This is a genomic window from Acinetobacter sp. CAU_H_S170_2, assembly GCF_058890445.1.
In genome coordinates this window covers 2,783,498-2,797,010 of sequence record NZ_JBZYAE010000001.1, presented here as the reverse complement: position 1 = coordinate 2,797,010, position 13,513 = coordinate 2,783,498, and the positions used below count along the sequence as shown (strand labels likewise).

The 13,513-nt window shown below is 43.9% G+C and carries 13 protein-coding genes; 11 read left to right on the top strand and 2 right to left on the bottom strand.

Annotation, left to right across the window (positions count from 1 at the left end):
• The first annotated feature begins 4 nt into the window (after positions 1-4).
• Entirely contained in the window at positions 5-1,393 is a 1,389-nt protein-coding gene (gene rlmD, locus AC5EUN_RS13735) for a 23S rRNA (uracil(1939)-C(5))-methyltransferase RlmD (protein WP_159153636.1), read from the top strand.
• Between the two features lie 33 nt (positions 1,394-1,426).
• Positions 1,427-3,733 (top strand): RelA/SpoT family protein, encoded by a 2,307-nt coding sequence (locus AC5EUN_RS13730; RefSeq protein ID WP_004979149.1) that lies wholly within the window; start codon positions 1,427-1,429, stop codon positions 3,731-3,733.
• 38 nt (positions 3,734-3,771) lie between these two features.
• Here the strand turns inward: AC5EUN_RS13730 and AC5EUN_RS13725 are convergent, their stop codons facing one another.
• Entirely contained in the window at positions 3,772-4,539 is a 768-nt protein-coding gene (locus AC5EUN_RS13725; protein WP_159153637.1) for an SDR family oxidoreductase, read from the bottom strand.
• A 118-nt stretch (positions 4,540-4,657) separates the two neighbouring features.
• Here AC5EUN_RS13725 and mazG point away from each other — a divergent pair, with 118 nt between their 5' ends.
• The 9 genes from mazG (at position 4,658) to yjgA (ending at position 11,300) form a co-directional block, all read left to right on the top strand.
• On the top strand, positions 4,658-5,419 hold the full coding sequence (mazG, locus tag AC5EUN_RS13720) for a nucleoside triphosphate pyrophosphohydrolase (RefSeq protein WP_159153638.1): 762 nt from the start codon (positions 4,658-4,660) through the stop codon (positions 5,417-5,419).
• An 18-nt stretch (positions 5,420-5,437) separates the two neighbouring features.
• Positions 5,438-5,836, top strand: coding sequence for a ComEA family DNA-binding protein (locus AC5EUN_RS13715; RefSeq protein WP_159153639.1), 399 nt, complete (start codon positions 5,438-5,440; stop codon positions 5,834-5,836).
• Between the two features lie 137 nt (positions 5,837-5,973).
• A complete protein-coding gene (gene pcnB, locus AC5EUN_RS13710; protein ID WP_159153640.1) occupies positions 5,974-7,443 on the top strand; it encodes a polynucleotide adenylyltransferase PcnB in 1,470 nt (489 codons plus the stop codon).
• Positions 7,440-7,928, top strand: a complete 489-nt coding sequence (gene folK, locus AC5EUN_RS13705; protein ID WP_159153641.1) for a 2-amino-4-hydroxy-6-hydroxymethyldihydropteridine diphosphokinase — start codon at positions 7,440-7,442, stop codon at positions 7,926-7,928. Before pcnB ends, folK begins: the two co-directional genes overlap by 4 nt.
• A gap of 36 nt (positions 7,929-7,964) precedes the next feature.
• Positions 7,965-8,774, top strand: a complete 810-nt coding sequence (gene panB / locus AC5EUN_RS13700; protein ID WP_004692301.1) for a 3-methyl-2-oxobutanoate hydroxymethyltransferase — start codon at positions 7,965-7,967, stop codon at positions 8,772-8,774.
• A 3-nt stretch (positions 8,775-8,777) separates the two neighbouring features.
• Positions 8,778-9,620 carry a pantoate--beta-alanine ligase gene (panC, locus tag AC5EUN_RS13695; protein ID WP_159153642.1) on the top strand — a complete coding sequence of 281 codons (843 nt, stop codon included), beginning with the start codon at positions 8,778-8,780 and terminating at the stop codon, positions 9,618-9,620.
• A gap of 26 nt (positions 9,621-9,646) precedes the next feature.
• Entirely contained in the window at positions 9,647-10,498 is an 852-nt protein-coding gene (gene rapZ / locus AC5EUN_RS13690; protein ID WP_159153643.1) for an RNase adapter RapZ, read from the top strand.
• Entirely contained in the window at positions 10,495-10,764 is a 270-nt protein-coding gene (locus AC5EUN_RS13685) for an HPr family phosphocarrier protein (protein ID WP_010325935.1), read from the top strand. The genes rapZ and AC5EUN_RS13685 overlap by 4 nt, the downstream gene beginning before the upstream one ends.
• A 2-nt stretch (positions 10,765-10,766) precedes the next feature.
• Entirely contained in the window at positions 10,767-11,300 is a 534-nt protein-coding gene (yjgA, locus tag AC5EUN_RS13680) for a ribosome biogenesis factor YjgA (protein ID WP_005400753.1), read from the top strand.
• 79 nt (positions 11,301-11,379) lie between these two features.
• Here the strand turns inward: yjgA and AC5EUN_RS13675 are convergent, their stop codons facing one another.
• Complete coding sequence (locus AC5EUN_RS13675) at positions 11,380-13,023, bottom strand: acyl-CoA synthetase (protein ID WP_148826699.1); 1,644 nt, start codon at positions 13,021-13,023, stop codon at positions 11,380-11,382.
• Between the last annotated feature and the right edge of the window lie 490 nt (positions 13,024-13,513).

The following is a 13,513-nucleotide window of genomic DNA, read 5'->3' as shown; positions in this document are numbered from 1 at the left end:
ACACATGAAACATAGAGCCAAACCTCGTCCAACTCAACAGCCCAGTTATATTTTTCAGGTTGAGTCACTTTCGCATGAAGGACGCGGCATTGCGCACTATGGTTCGCATCCAGACCATCCTGCGGACAAGCAGGGTAAAAAAGTCTTTATTAGCTATGCGTTGCCGGGTGAAACGGTTAAAGCGCAGATTACCCATGCGGTAAAGCGTTTAGAGGAAGCCGATGCTGTTCAACTCCTCAGTGAAGCCTCTGCTTTTCGGGTTGAGCCGAAGTGCCCGCATTTTAAAAGCTGTGGTGGCTGTAATATGCAGCACATTCATCCCGATGAACAAATTCGTTTAAAGCAAGAAGTGCTTAAATCACATTTGCAGCATTTTGCTGGGATTCAACCTGAAGAATGGTTGCCACCTTTGCGCTCTTTACGTGAAGACTACCGCCGTAAAGCACGCATTGGGGTGCGTTATTTGCCGCACAAAGACCAATTGGTCGTGGGTTTTCGAGAGCGTCAAACCAATAAACTGACTTCAATTGATCGTTGTTTGGTGTTAGATCAAGCGTTTGGTTCAATCACACGCTTGAAGCAGTTACTCCAAAGTCTAACAGCCAAAGCGGCCATTGGTCATATAGAATTGGCCATGGGGGATAGTGACATCGCCCTTACGGTGCGACATACTGAAAAATTAAACACCGAGGATGTCAACCGATTAAAACAATTTGCGTTAGACAGAGGGTGGCAATTGTATTTACAAGCTGCTGGCCCAGACAGTCTAAAGCGTATGGATGATGAACATGCAGAGATGCGTTTACATTATCGTTTAAGTGATTTTGATGTGGCATTTGGATTTAACCCACATGACTTTACTCAAGTAAACTCAACCATTAACCCGCAAATGGTGAAATTGGCATGTGACTTGCTAGATTTAAAACAAGGAGAACGTGTTCTCGATTTGTTCTGTGGTCTAGGAAATTTCTCTTTGCCTTTGGCTCGATGCGTGGGAGCAACAGGACAAGTGGTTGGTGTTGAAGGCAGTGAAGAAATGGTTCAACGTGGTGCAGAAAATGCGGAACGTAATGCTCTTCGTCAGTTGAAGTTCTTTTCACAAGATTTAACAAAAGATTTCTCGCATCATTCTTGGGCAAATCAAGGATTTGATGCATTATTGATAGATCCTCCACGTGCAGGCGCAGAGGAAATAATGCATTATATGCCTAACTTTGGTGCAAAAAGAATCGTTTACGTGTCGTGTAATCCAGCGACACTCGCAAGGGATGCGGGGCTGTTGGTACAACAGGGTTATCGATTAGTCAAAGCCGGTGTGATGGACATGTTTACCCACACAGGTCACGTTGAGTCGATAGCATTGTTTGAAAAAGATAATGAGATAAACGATTAAAGAATATGAAGCGTAAAAGTGTAGGAGAAGGGTATGGTCACAGTACGTGAGCAACTACCTGGGCGACTTAATGAGTTGTCTCAGGAGGCGACTGTAGAGCATGCCGAACAAGCTCAACATGATTTGGCTGAATGGTTAGATCGTGTTCGAAGCATATTAGATGATGCGAAGCTTGAGCAACTCGAAGAAGTTGCCAATTTGACTTTACAAAAAGAGTTAGAAACCACGGTTAATCATCGTTCCAATACCTTTTATACCGGTATTGAAATGGCGGATATTCTGGCCCATTTACATGTCGATGAAGACACCTTGGCTGCTGCGATGCTCTATCGTGGTGTACGTGAAGGCGTGATTCCATTGGCGGAAGTACAAGAGCATTTTGGCGAACAAGTGCATGCACTGGTCAAAGGCACTTTGGCCATGGGTAAGTTGTCTGATCTCATCGAGCAGAATAAACGCCTCGAAGATCACTTTAATAACAATCAGCGCGAGCACTTAAACGGCATTTATAAAATGTTGATTTCAGTGACGGAAGACGTGCGCGTTGTACTGATCAAATTGGCTGAGCGAACTTATGCACTGCGTGAATTGGCGACTTCATCTAAAGAACGTCAAGAGCGTGTAGCACGAGAAATCTTAACCATTTACTCACCTCTGGCACACCGTTTAGGGATTGCGCAGTTAAAGTGGGAACTGGAAGATTTAGCCTTTCGCTATTTAGCACCCGATCGCTATAAAGAAATTGCGACGCTGCTGAATGAAAAGCGACTGGAGCGTGAGCAATATATTCAGTTTGTGATTGATACATTGCGTGCATCTTTGAATGAGCATGGTATTGAAGCTGAAATTAGCGGCAGGGTAAAACACATTTATTCGATTTATCGAAAAATGAAAAGTAAGAACCTGAGCTTCGATCAGCTCTATGACATTCGTGCCGTTCGAGTCTTGGTTAAAACCGTACCTGAGTGCTATCACTCGCTGGGGATTGTGCATCAAATTTGGCGGCATATACCGCATCAGTTTGATGACTATATTACCAATCCCAAAGCCAATGGTTACCGCTCACTGCATACGGCTGTGATTGCGGAAAACAAATCACTGGAAGTTCAGATTCGTACCAAGAGCATGCATGAAGAAGCAGAGCTTGGGGTGTGTTCGCACTTTAACTATAAAGAGGGCGGTAAGAATACCGATCGCTCTTTTAACCATCGTTTACATTCATTGCGTGCAGTACTTGAACACTATCAAGAGCGCAACGATGCGAATGTACATAAGTCGGATGAAGACTCTGAAAATTTTGAGCAAATTCAAGATTTTGAGGATTTTGAGAAGATTTATGTATTTAGCCGTGATGGCGATATTAAAGAGCTCCCACGTGGTTCGACCGTACTCGACTTTGCTTATCATGTGCATACTCAAGTCGGTAATAAGTGTTATGCCGCGCGAGTGAATCAGCGCTATGTTCCGCTGACTTATACCTTAAAAACGGGTGAGCAAGTTGAGATTTTAACCAAGAAAGACCGTGAGCCAAACCGTGATTGGTTGGTGAACTCTTTAGGTTATATCAAGACGGCACGTGCGCGTGACAAGCTGCGCCATTGGTTTAGACAACAAGACCGCAGTAAAAACTTGGAAGTGGGTCGTGACCTGCTCAACAAAGAACTTTCACGTTTAGCAATTCACCCAAAAAGTATTGATTTGAATGATTACTGCAATCATTTCAATGTTAAAGCGGGTGAAGATATTCTGATTGCACTGGTCAATGGTGACATTAGTCTGCATGCCTTGATCAATCAGGTGAACCGCCATATGCATTTGGATCAGGACGAACCTGAACTGGTGCTGAAGCCAACGTTGAATCCACGTGCTAGTCATACCTTGTCAGCGCATGGCATTTTGATTGATGGTTTAGATAACGTTGAGCTGCATGTGGCGCAGTGTTGTCAGCCTGTGCATGGTGAGTCAATTGCGGGTTATATCACTTTGAACCGTGGGGTGAGCATTCACAAAGTGGCATGTCCTGACTACTTACGCATGATTCAAAATGAACCGGAGCGTGCAGTAGAAGCCGATTGGGAAATGCAGCCAACGCGTGGTCAGAGTGTACAAATTGTGGTGGAAGCTTATGATCGCCGTGGTTTACTCAAAGATTTGACCCAAGTGATTTTCTCCGATCAAATCAATATTCGTCAGGTCAACACCATCTCTGAAGCAGACGGTATTGCCAATATGAAATTGTTGATTGAAGTTAAAGGTTTATCGCAACTATCAAAACTGTTGGCACGATTGGAGCAACAACCGGGCATTATTAGTGCGCGTCGTTTGGTGCAAGGTAACTAAGCGAATTAAAAAAAAGAGCCTGCAATTGCAGGCTCTTTTTATTTGGAAAGGTACAAATTGGTCAGGCGATTGAGAAATTGGGGACTGATTTTACTCAGTTGAAATAAAAGCTTGGCTTTGGCGCCCACGGCTTGATGGGTTGCAGTGAGTGCCGTATCTTTTGCAACAGCACGTTGAAAAACGTGTTGCGCTACATCTTCTGTAGTTAAGTGTACCCCCATGTTTTGAATACTCTTCGCTTGCATATCTTGCACCATGGCAGTTTGTACAAATAGCGGCATAACATCTAATACGCGAATGCCATATTTCTGCCATTCGGTATCTAAGCCTTCGGTGATACCGCGTACTGCAAACTTACTGGCAGAGTACGAGACCAAATCAGCTTGACCATAGATGGCTGAAGCCGATGAAAGGTTGATGATGCGGGCAAAATTCGCTTGTTTGAGATAGGGCAATGCAGCATGGCAGCCATTCAGTACACCATTAACATTGATCGAGATGGTTTTGTGATGTGCGCTGATCTCTGTGTGTTCAAAAGGCCCTGAGAATAGAATTCCTGCATTATTGACCAAAACATTGAGCTCGCCCGCCCATGCGACAAACTCGGCTAAAGCAGTTTGCCAATCTTGATAGTTGGAAACATCGAGCTGTCCTGCTTTGGCATTTGGGCCGAGGCTAGCTGCCAGCTGTTCGGCTTGAGCGCTATTGATGTCATAAATCCCGACTTTGTAGTGATGTGCATAAAATAAGCGGGCGATGGCCGCACCAATACCTTGGGCTGCACCGCTAATCAAAATACTGCGCATTGAAACTGCTCCTTGTTGCTCTTTTTCTTGATGTTATTGTTGTGATTGGATTGAGCATAACAAATGAATGCCGTCATAATGTAATTTTTATCAATTTGATTTTTGAAGAGAGATAAACATGGAACAATTGCTTAACGTGATGCGTGAATTACGTGAAAAGTGTCCATGGGATCAACAGCAAACCCCAGAAAGTTTAACCCGCTATGCCATTGAGGAGGCTTATGAAGTTGAAGCAGCCGTGCGTTCAGGTAAAGCTGATGAGGTGCGTGATGAGTTGGGTGATTTACTGCTACAGGTGGTGTTTCAGTCACAGATGTATACCGAGCAAGGGGCTTTTAATTTTCAAGATGTGGTCCATGCCATCACAGAAAAACTGATTCGTCGTCATCCCCATGTTTTTCAAGCACAGCAGTTTTCAGCTTTGTCTGCCGAAGATGTAGGCGAGCTTTGGAAGCAAATTAAACAACAGGAAAAACAAGGTAAGGCACAGTCACGATTAGACAGCATCAAGCATGGCCCAGCCTTACAACAAGCGGAACAGATTCAAAAAAATGCAGCACGGATCGGTTTTGACTTTCCTGATGTAGCAGGTGCATATGCCAAGCTTGAAGAAGAATTAGCTGAACTGAAAGATGCGGTTCAACAGCAAAATTCCGATGAAATAGCAGATGAATTTGGCGATTGTTTATTTTCAATGATCAATGTTGGACGTAAACTGGGCGTCTCAAGCGAAATGTCGCTTTTGAGTACGATTCATAAATTTCGTACTCGTTTTGCTTTCATTGAAGATCAAGCTTTGCAACAACAAAAAAAGATTGAGCAGATGTCCTTAGAAGAAATGGATCAACTGTGGGAGCAAGCCAAATTACAACTGAAATAATAAAAATGGTGGCTTGAATTGATAAAAATAAAAGTAAGTTTGTTGATCATTGCGTTGTTATTACTGAGTTTACTGGCGTGGATACCCAGTAGTTATGCACAGTCTTTTGATCAGAACTATCTGAACTGGAAAGCAGAGCAGCAGGCGTGGGATGATCGTATTCAAGCTCCTAAAAGCGTGAAACGTGCTGTGTCTCCTGTTCAGGCTCAACCTGTGTCGAGCACAAATAAAATTAGTTTAAATCAAGCCAGTGTTGATCAATTACAGCAACTTCAGGGTGTGGGTCTAAAAAAGGCACAGGCAATTGTGGCCTATCGCCAGAAACAAGGGCCATTTAAGACCATAGATGAGTTACAACAGGTGCGCGGGATTGGACCGGCAATTTTTGCAAAAAATAAAACCCGTTTAGGCTTGTGAAAAAAGCAGTATCATTTATTCGTGAATTGATCAGAATCCTGCTTTGCTTTCGATAATCAAATTGCCCTTTGATTGTGTTAGATATATGATTAGCGTCATCTTAGAATTTTACGTTTAGGCGTAGGAGACAGCGGCTTTTGCAAACTTTGCGCGCGTCAAAATGTGGTTTATCAACCGCTCAATTACCTTCTTACATTTTAGATGTGATCGATGCATTAACTAAGGCAGGCTATGAAGCGTATATCGTCGGTGGCGGTGTTCGCGACATGATGCTTGGCCTAAATCCCAAAGATTTTGATGCAGTGACCAATGCAACACCGTCACAGGTAAAAGAAGTTTTCGGACGACGTTGCCGTATTATCGGACGCCGTTTTGAGCTGGCTCATGTCTATTCAGGTCGTGAGTTGGTTGAAGTGGCAACTTTCCGTGCACCGCCGAAGAAAGAAGTCACCTCTGCGCAAGGCATGATTTTGCGTGATAACAATTGGGGCACAATCGAGCAAGACTTTGCTCGCCGCGATTTTTCAATTAATGCAATGTATTATCAGCCACGTAAGGGCGTTGTCTTAGATTTCTGTCATGCTGTGGATGACATTAAAAATAAAACCTTACGTCTACTGGGCGATGCACAAACGCGTTTTGAAGAAGATCCTGTGCGAATGCTGCGGACTTTACGTTTTGCTGCAAAATTAGGTTTCTCAATCGATCAGCAAATTCTCGACGTTTTTACCTTGGAAATGACACAGTTGCTGCGTGATGTATCGCCGCACCGTTTATATGATGAATCTCAGAAGCTGTTCACGATGGGGCATCTAAATCGTGTGTTGCCAATGCTGATTGACTTCGGCATTTGGAAGCAGTTATTTGCAGATATCCAACCGAATATCACCCCATTTATTGAACGTGCTGCTAAAAATACCGATCAGCGTATTCAAGTGGGCAAAACCATCAATCCTGCATTTTTTTATGCGGTGTTGTTATGGCAGCCGTTCTTAGAGCGTTGTGAGTTTTATAGCGGTAAAGGTGTGGTTGCGGCTGAAGCTCGTGCACAAGCGGGACTTGATGTATTAAAACGCCAAGCCACGCGGACTATTATTCCGCGCTTTGCTGAAACCTTCATTCGTGAAGTGTGGGAAATGCAAACTCGTTTACTCAACCCAAAGGCACAGCAAATTCAAGCCTTATCTAGCCATGCACGTTTCCGTGCAGGCTTTGACTTCTTGTTGCTTCGCGAAAAATCCGGTGATGACGGCACGCTCGGCATGGGACAATGGTGGGATGCCTATCAGTTGATGAGCACCGATGAAAAAGAACGTGCCATCAGCCAATATAACCGCCAACGTGCAAAATCACGTCGCAGTGGTAAAGCAAGTGCTGAAGAAGCGGCGATTGCTAAAACGGTAAGTCATGAAATTGAGCCTTTGGTGCAAGAGCAAGAATCGCGCAGCCGTCGCGCACGTAAACCGAAGCAACACGCTGAAACTCGTACCCAGACTGGTAAAGGAACAGGTCACAGCTCGACCGAGATTGGCGCAGATCACCCGATTTTAAAACGTAAACGTGTTCAGCGTGATTTAAGCAGCGTGATTTTTGGACCGACACAATGAGCATCGTCACGTACATTGGTCTAGGTAGCAACTTAGGCGACTCTAAAGTGATTTTGACTGAAGCGGTGCACAAGTTGGCTAGTCTTGGCGGTGTGAAGATCTCCAAGTTGTATCAAAGCCCACCGATGGGGCCGCAAGATCAACCCAATTATTTAAATGCCGTGGTGCAACTCAGTACAGACTTGGCGCCGTTGGCTTTGCTGGATGAACTGCAACGTTTTGAGCAAGAGTCGGGACGTTTACGTTTACGCCATTGGGGTGAGCGCACTTTAGATTTAGATTTACTGATTTATGCAGAAGAGAAAATTCAGCATGAACGCTTAACCGTGCCACATGTCGGTGTGATGGAACGTGATTTTGTGTTGATTCCATTGCTGGATTTAGACCCCAATTTACACATTGATGGTATTGCGTTGAAACAGTTGCCTGTTGTACAACAACCCACGTTGAGCGTGCTGGATGCAGGCAATTGGGCAGAGATTTAATTTAGCCGAGCTAAAGATGTTGAAAGGAATAGTTTGATGATTAGTTTAAATGACTTAAGAAAATTTAAAGCAGAAGGTCGCAAATTTTCCTGCCTGACTTGCTATGATGCAAGTATGGCAAAGGCAATGGAACTTGCTGAAATTGATACCATTTTAATTGGCGATTCACTCGGTATGGCCATTCAAGGTCGTGATTCCACTTTGCCTGTTACAGTTGAAGATATGGCTTACCATACCGCAGCTGTACGCCGTGGTAACCAGCATGCCTTAATCATGACCGATTTACCGTTTATGAGCTATGCCACCTTAAATGATGCTTTGCAAAGCTCAAAAGTAGTGATGCAAGCGGGTGCACAAATGGTCAAAGTCGAAGGTGGAGCATGGCTGGCTGAAACGGTTCAGGTTTTGACACGCAACGGTATTCCTGTATGTGTACACTTAGGTTTAACCCCACAGTCTGTACATGTGTTTGGTGGCTATAAATTACAAGCACGTACACGTGAAGCAGCAGACCAACTGATTGCGGACTGCCAAGCGGTGGTTGATGCAGGTGCTGCGGTGCTGTTATTAGAGTGTGTGCCTGCGCAGCTCGGCAAAGAAATTAGTGAGTTGTTCCCACATGTACCTGTCATTGGTATTGGTGCAGGTGTGGATACCGATGGTCAAGTCTTGGTAGTACAAGACATGCTTGGACTGACTTTTGGTCGTGTTGCAAAATTTGTGCGTAACTTTATGAAAGAACAAGCAGGGGAAACGGCGATTTTGGATGCGTTCAAGGCATACCATGCAGCGGTGCTTGATAGCTCATTCCCTGCGAAAGAACAAACATTCCAAGTCGAGCTGTAAAACATGAAAACTGAAACCACCATCCAAGGCCTATCAGCATCATTGAATCCTGCGCGAACGGCTCGAAAAAGTATTGGTTTCGTCCCGACCATGGGCAACTTGCATCAGGGGCATTTGAACCTTGTGCGCGAAGCGAAAAAACTCTGTGATGTGGTTGTAGTCAGCATTTTTGTGAATCCTATTCAATTTGGACCCAATGAAGATTTTGACAGTTACCCACGCACTTTGGAACAAGATCAGCGCTTGTTGGCCGAGGTTGGTTGTGACATCGTGTTTGCACCATCGGTTGAGCAAATGTATGGCAACAGTCCACGTTTGACCAATATTACTGTTTCAGATATCACCAATGATTTGTGTGGTCTACAACGTCCAGGTCATTTTGATGGTGTTGCCGTTGTGGTGACGAAACTGTTCAATATTGTGCAACCTAATTTTGCTTTCTTTGGTGAAAAAGACTATCAACAGTTGGCTGTGATTCGTCAGTTTGTTCATGATTTGAATATGCCACTTGAAGTGATGGGTGTGGCAATTGCACGTGCAGAAGATGGTTTGGCTTTAAGTTCCCGTAATGGTTATTTAAGCGAAGAAAACCGTCAAAAAGCACCGATCATTTATCAAAGTTTAAAAGCGGCAGAACAGTCACTACAAGCCGGTACCGCTTTAGCTGATGTGTTAGCAAATATAAAGGCGACATTGACACAGGCTGGTTTTGTTGTGGATTATGTGGAAGCACGCACACCTGCATTGCAGAAATTGGATGCGTTTGACCAAGATGTGGTACTTTTTGTTGCGGCAAAACTCGGGGCAACTCGTTTAATTGATAACTTGAAAGTGAAACATATTTAGGCAAGCTCACCTCTCAAAGGATTAAGATGAAGCGCATTTTAATTGTTACAGGACAGTCTGGTTCGGGTAAATCCTCTGCATTACAAGTATTGGAAGACCTTGGTTATTACTGTATTGATAATTTGCCTTTGGCCTTACTCCCAGAGATTGTGGCTAAACTGGATCGGGAAAATAATCTTGAGCAGTTGGCGCTTGGTGTGGATGTACGCAGTACACGTGCAGATTTGCAAGAATTCGACTTGGTGTTTGAACAATTGCAAAGGCATGGTACGGTCGATATTATTTATTTGACCACGCGTGACCAAGAGCTGATTGCGCGCTTTAGTGCTTCACGTCGTCCGCATCCGTTGGCGACACGCTTTCAAAGTTTGAATCAGTGCATTCAAGAAGAGAAAACCCTTTTATTGCCGATTAATTTGCGCTCAACTGTGCATATTGATACCACCGATAAAAGTGTGCACGACTTAAAGCATACCTTGCTGTCAAAGTTGGGGCAGTCGGATAACCTGATTTTGATTTTGCAGTCTTTTGGCTTTAAACACGGTATTCCGTTGGATGCTGACTATGTGTTTGATGTTCGACATTTACCCAATCCCCATTGGGATTTAGAACTGCGGAAGTATTCAGGACTAGATGCCCCTGTGCAAAAATTTTTGGAACAAAGTGAGCAAACGCACGAAATGTTCGAAGATATTTATAAGTTTTTAGATAAATGGTTACCAGCTTTTGCTGAAGGGCATCGTCACTATATGACCGTGTCAATTGGTTGTACGGGTGGGCAGCATCGCTCTGTATATATTGTGGATAGACTAAAAAAAGCCCTTGAGGCAAAATGGTCTATTCAGGTCCTCCATCGAGAAATGAAGCACTGGGCATGATTGACACAACTGTTGACGTAATTAATAAACTAGGGTTACATGCGCGTGCATCTGGCAAGCTCATTGAAGTGACCACCAAATTCCGTTCTTCAATCCAAATTGGAAAAGGAGACAAATTGGTGGATGCCAAAAATATTATGTCCCTCCTGATGCTAGGCGCAGGAAAGGGCACCACTTTACGCTTGGTGCTTGAAGGCGCAGATGAAGAACAAGCTTTATCTGAGATTCAGGCACTATTTGCAGCAAAATTTTACGAGGCAGATTAATCGTGGCACGTCGACCGCATAGTTTTACTGAAGAGGACTTTGAATCTTTAGAAGGACGTGCAAGTAAAACTGAACAGAAAAAAGCCGTACAACGTATGGCATCTTTGGGTTCTCAACTTGCAGAGTTGAACACTAAACAAATTCAAAACTTACCTGTTGAAGAGCGTTTGATTGAAGCCCTTTTGGATGTGAAACTGATTACATCAAATGAAGCTCGTCGTCGCCAATTTTTACGCATTGGGAAGTTGTTGCGTAATGAAGATGAAACGGTGATTTTGTCTTATTTGACACCGCAACAAGGCGCGAAAAAAACCGCTCAATTGCAGCGTTGGGTTGATCGTATGATCAAAGATGGTGATGTGGTCATTAATGAGTTTTCCAAAACCTATAATGCCGCGGAACGTCATACCATTCGTCAGCATGTATTGCGTATTCACCGTGATATGAAACAGCAGGCTGATGAAGAACAACTTAAAGCTTCGCGTTTGAAGTTGTTTAACTACATTCAGCAAGTGGCTTTAATTTCAGATAATTAAGTCATTTAGACATAAAAAAAGCGACCTTCAAGGTCGCTTTTTTATTTGAGAGTATTTGCTTGTATAGACTGCTGAATGTTTAGCTAAACTCGCCCGTTGCACGCTCTTTGGCCCAATCGCGTAGAACAAATTTTTGTAACTTGCCTGTCGACGTTTTTGGAATTTCTGTAATCACTACATCTTTCGGGACTTTAAAACGTGCCAGATGTTGCTTACAGAATTCAATGATTTCCTCAGGTGTGGTTTCTTTACCTGCTTTGAGTTCAATAAATGCACAGGGCACTTCTTGCCAACGAGGATCGGGTTTCGCGACCACCGCAGCCGTTAAAATAGCAGGATGTTGATAGAGAATTTCTTCAACTTCTAGTGATGAAATATTCTCGCCTCCAGAAATGATCACATCTTTAGAGCGGTCAGTAATTTTGGCATAGCCATCGGGTTGGCAGACTGCAAGATCGCCTGTATGAAACCAACCACCAGCGAACGCTTCTGCGGTCGCCTCAGGGTTTTTGAGGTAGCCTTTCATCACAATGTTGCCACGGAACATAATTTCACCCATGGTTTGACCATCATGCGGTACAGGTTGCATGGTATCTGGATCAAGGACTTTCATGCCATCTTGCAGTGGGTACGGTACACCTTGGCGTGAGTGCAGCTGCGCTTGTTCTTGAATCGATAAGTCTGACCAACCTGCTTGAGAGGCACAAAGCGCAGAAGGACCATAGGTTTCAGTGAGACCGTAGACATGGGTGACATTGATGCCAATATTACGCATGCCTTCAATGATTGCAGCAGGAGGCGCAGCACCTGCCACCATCACTTCGACACGGTGCTCAAAGTGAACCCGTTGCTCTTCTGGAGTATTGATCAGCATTGATAACACAATCGGCGCACCGCAGAAATAATCAACTTTGTGTTCAGCGATGAGTTTAAAAATGAGTTCAGGGTCAATTTTACGTAAACAGATGTTGGTGCCACCATTGGCTGCCATAGTCCATGCAAAGCACCAACCGTTGCAGTGAAACAGGGGGAGGGTCCACAAGTAGGTCGCACGTGGTGTCATGCCACAAGCAATAATATTACTGGCTGCATTGATATAAGCGCCACGGTGATGATAGACCACCCCTTTCGGGTTACCTGTCGTTCCCGAGGTGTAATTTAGGCTAATGGCATCCCATTCATCTTGAGGTAAATGCCACTCAAAGTTTTCATCGCCTTCGGTTAACCAGTCTTCATACTCGATTTGACCAATGGGAGCCGCAAAACAGTTTTCGTACTCAGCATCATCTACATCAATCACAAAAATGTCGCGCTTGACCAAAGCCAAAGCCTCTTGTGCAACCGATGCAAACTCAGGATCGACCAAAAGGACTTTAGTTTCGGCATGTTCCAACATGAATGCAATGGTTTTGGCATCTAAACGTGTATTCAGCGTATTTAGTACCGCACCTGTCATGGGTACTGCAAAATGTGCCTCAATCATTGCAGGGATGTTGGGCAATAGTACCGAGACGGTATCATTCTTAGTGATCCCTAGTTTTTGCAGCTGAGAAGCAAATTGGCGACAACGTTGATAAGTTTCACGCCATGAAATATGACGGTGTCCATGAATGATGGCATCTTGATGGGGATAAATATAGGCAGCTCGTTCTAAATAACGCAGCGGTGACAAAGCCACAAAGTTTGCGGGGGTTCTTGGTAGTTCGTCATAAGCGCTGACCATGTTTATCACTCCAAATTCAGTATTATTTTTCCATTGCTTAAAAGATATGCATTTTTCAGCCATCTTGCATTTATGCTTTAGTCGAGTTGCGCTTTTTAGATGAATTTATTGAACTTTTTTGTTTAGTTTATCTAAACTGAATCTATGGATTCTGTGCGATATAAGCGCTTTTAGGTCGATTCTAGCTTGTTTTGTGAGCAATATGTATATGCTTGTGTTGCAGCATTGTTCAATAAAAAGTGACCGATAAAGTCATTCTAAAATGTAGCGATGAGGATTGCGGCACATCAATTCCCTCATTCTAGGGAGGCTGATGGATTGGCAAATGAATTCAAAATGGGCTGAAACGTGAATTTTCTAGGGGAAAAGGTTTAATCCTGTGGATAACACGTGTAAAATTCGACTGATTTTATTTATCCACCGTTTTTATCTTTTGAGGTTTTACCTCGATCATAATCTCGCGGTGACATGCTCCATGGTACGGGGCATC

Excerpts from the sequence above, each read along its gene's own strand:
- rlmD (WP_159153636.1), top strand. The coding sequence starts at position 5 with ATGAAACATAGAGCCAAACCTCGTCCAACTCAACAGCCCAGTTATATT.
- AC5EUN_RS13730 (WP_004979149.1), top strand. The coding sequence starts at position 1,427 with ATGGTCACAGTACGTGAGCAACTACCTGGGCGACTTAATGAGTTGTCT.
- AC5EUN_RS13725 (WP_159153637.1), bottom strand. The coding sequence starts at position 4,539 with ATGCGCAGTATTTTGATTAGCGGTGCAGCCCAAGGTATTGGTGCGGCC.
- mazG (WP_159153638.1), top strand. The coding sequence starts at position 4,658 with ATGGAACAATTGCTTAACGTGATGCGTGAATTACGTGAAAAGTGTCCA.
- folK (WP_159153641.1), top strand. The coding sequence starts at position 7,440 with ATGAGCATCGTCACGTACATTGGTCTAGGTAGCAACTTAGGCGACTCT.
- panB (WP_004692301.1), top strand. The coding sequence starts at position 7,965 with ATGATTAGTTTAAATGACTTAAGAAAATTTAAAGCAGAAGGTCGCAAA.
- panC (WP_159153642.1), top strand. The coding sequence starts at position 8,778 with ATGAAAACTGAAACCACCATCCAAGGCCTATCAGCATCATTGAATCCT.
- rapZ (WP_159153643.1), top strand. The coding sequence starts at position 9,647 with ATGAAGCGCATTTTAATTGTTACAGGACAGTCTGGTTCGGGTAAATCC.
- AC5EUN_RS13685 (WP_010325935.1), top strand. The coding sequence starts at position 10,495 with ATGATTGACACAACTGTTGACGTAATTAATAAACTAGGGTTACATGCG.
- AC5EUN_RS13675 (WP_148826699.1), bottom strand. The coding sequence starts at position 13,023 with ATGGTCAGCGCTTATGACGAACTACCAAGAACCCCCGCAAACTTTGTG.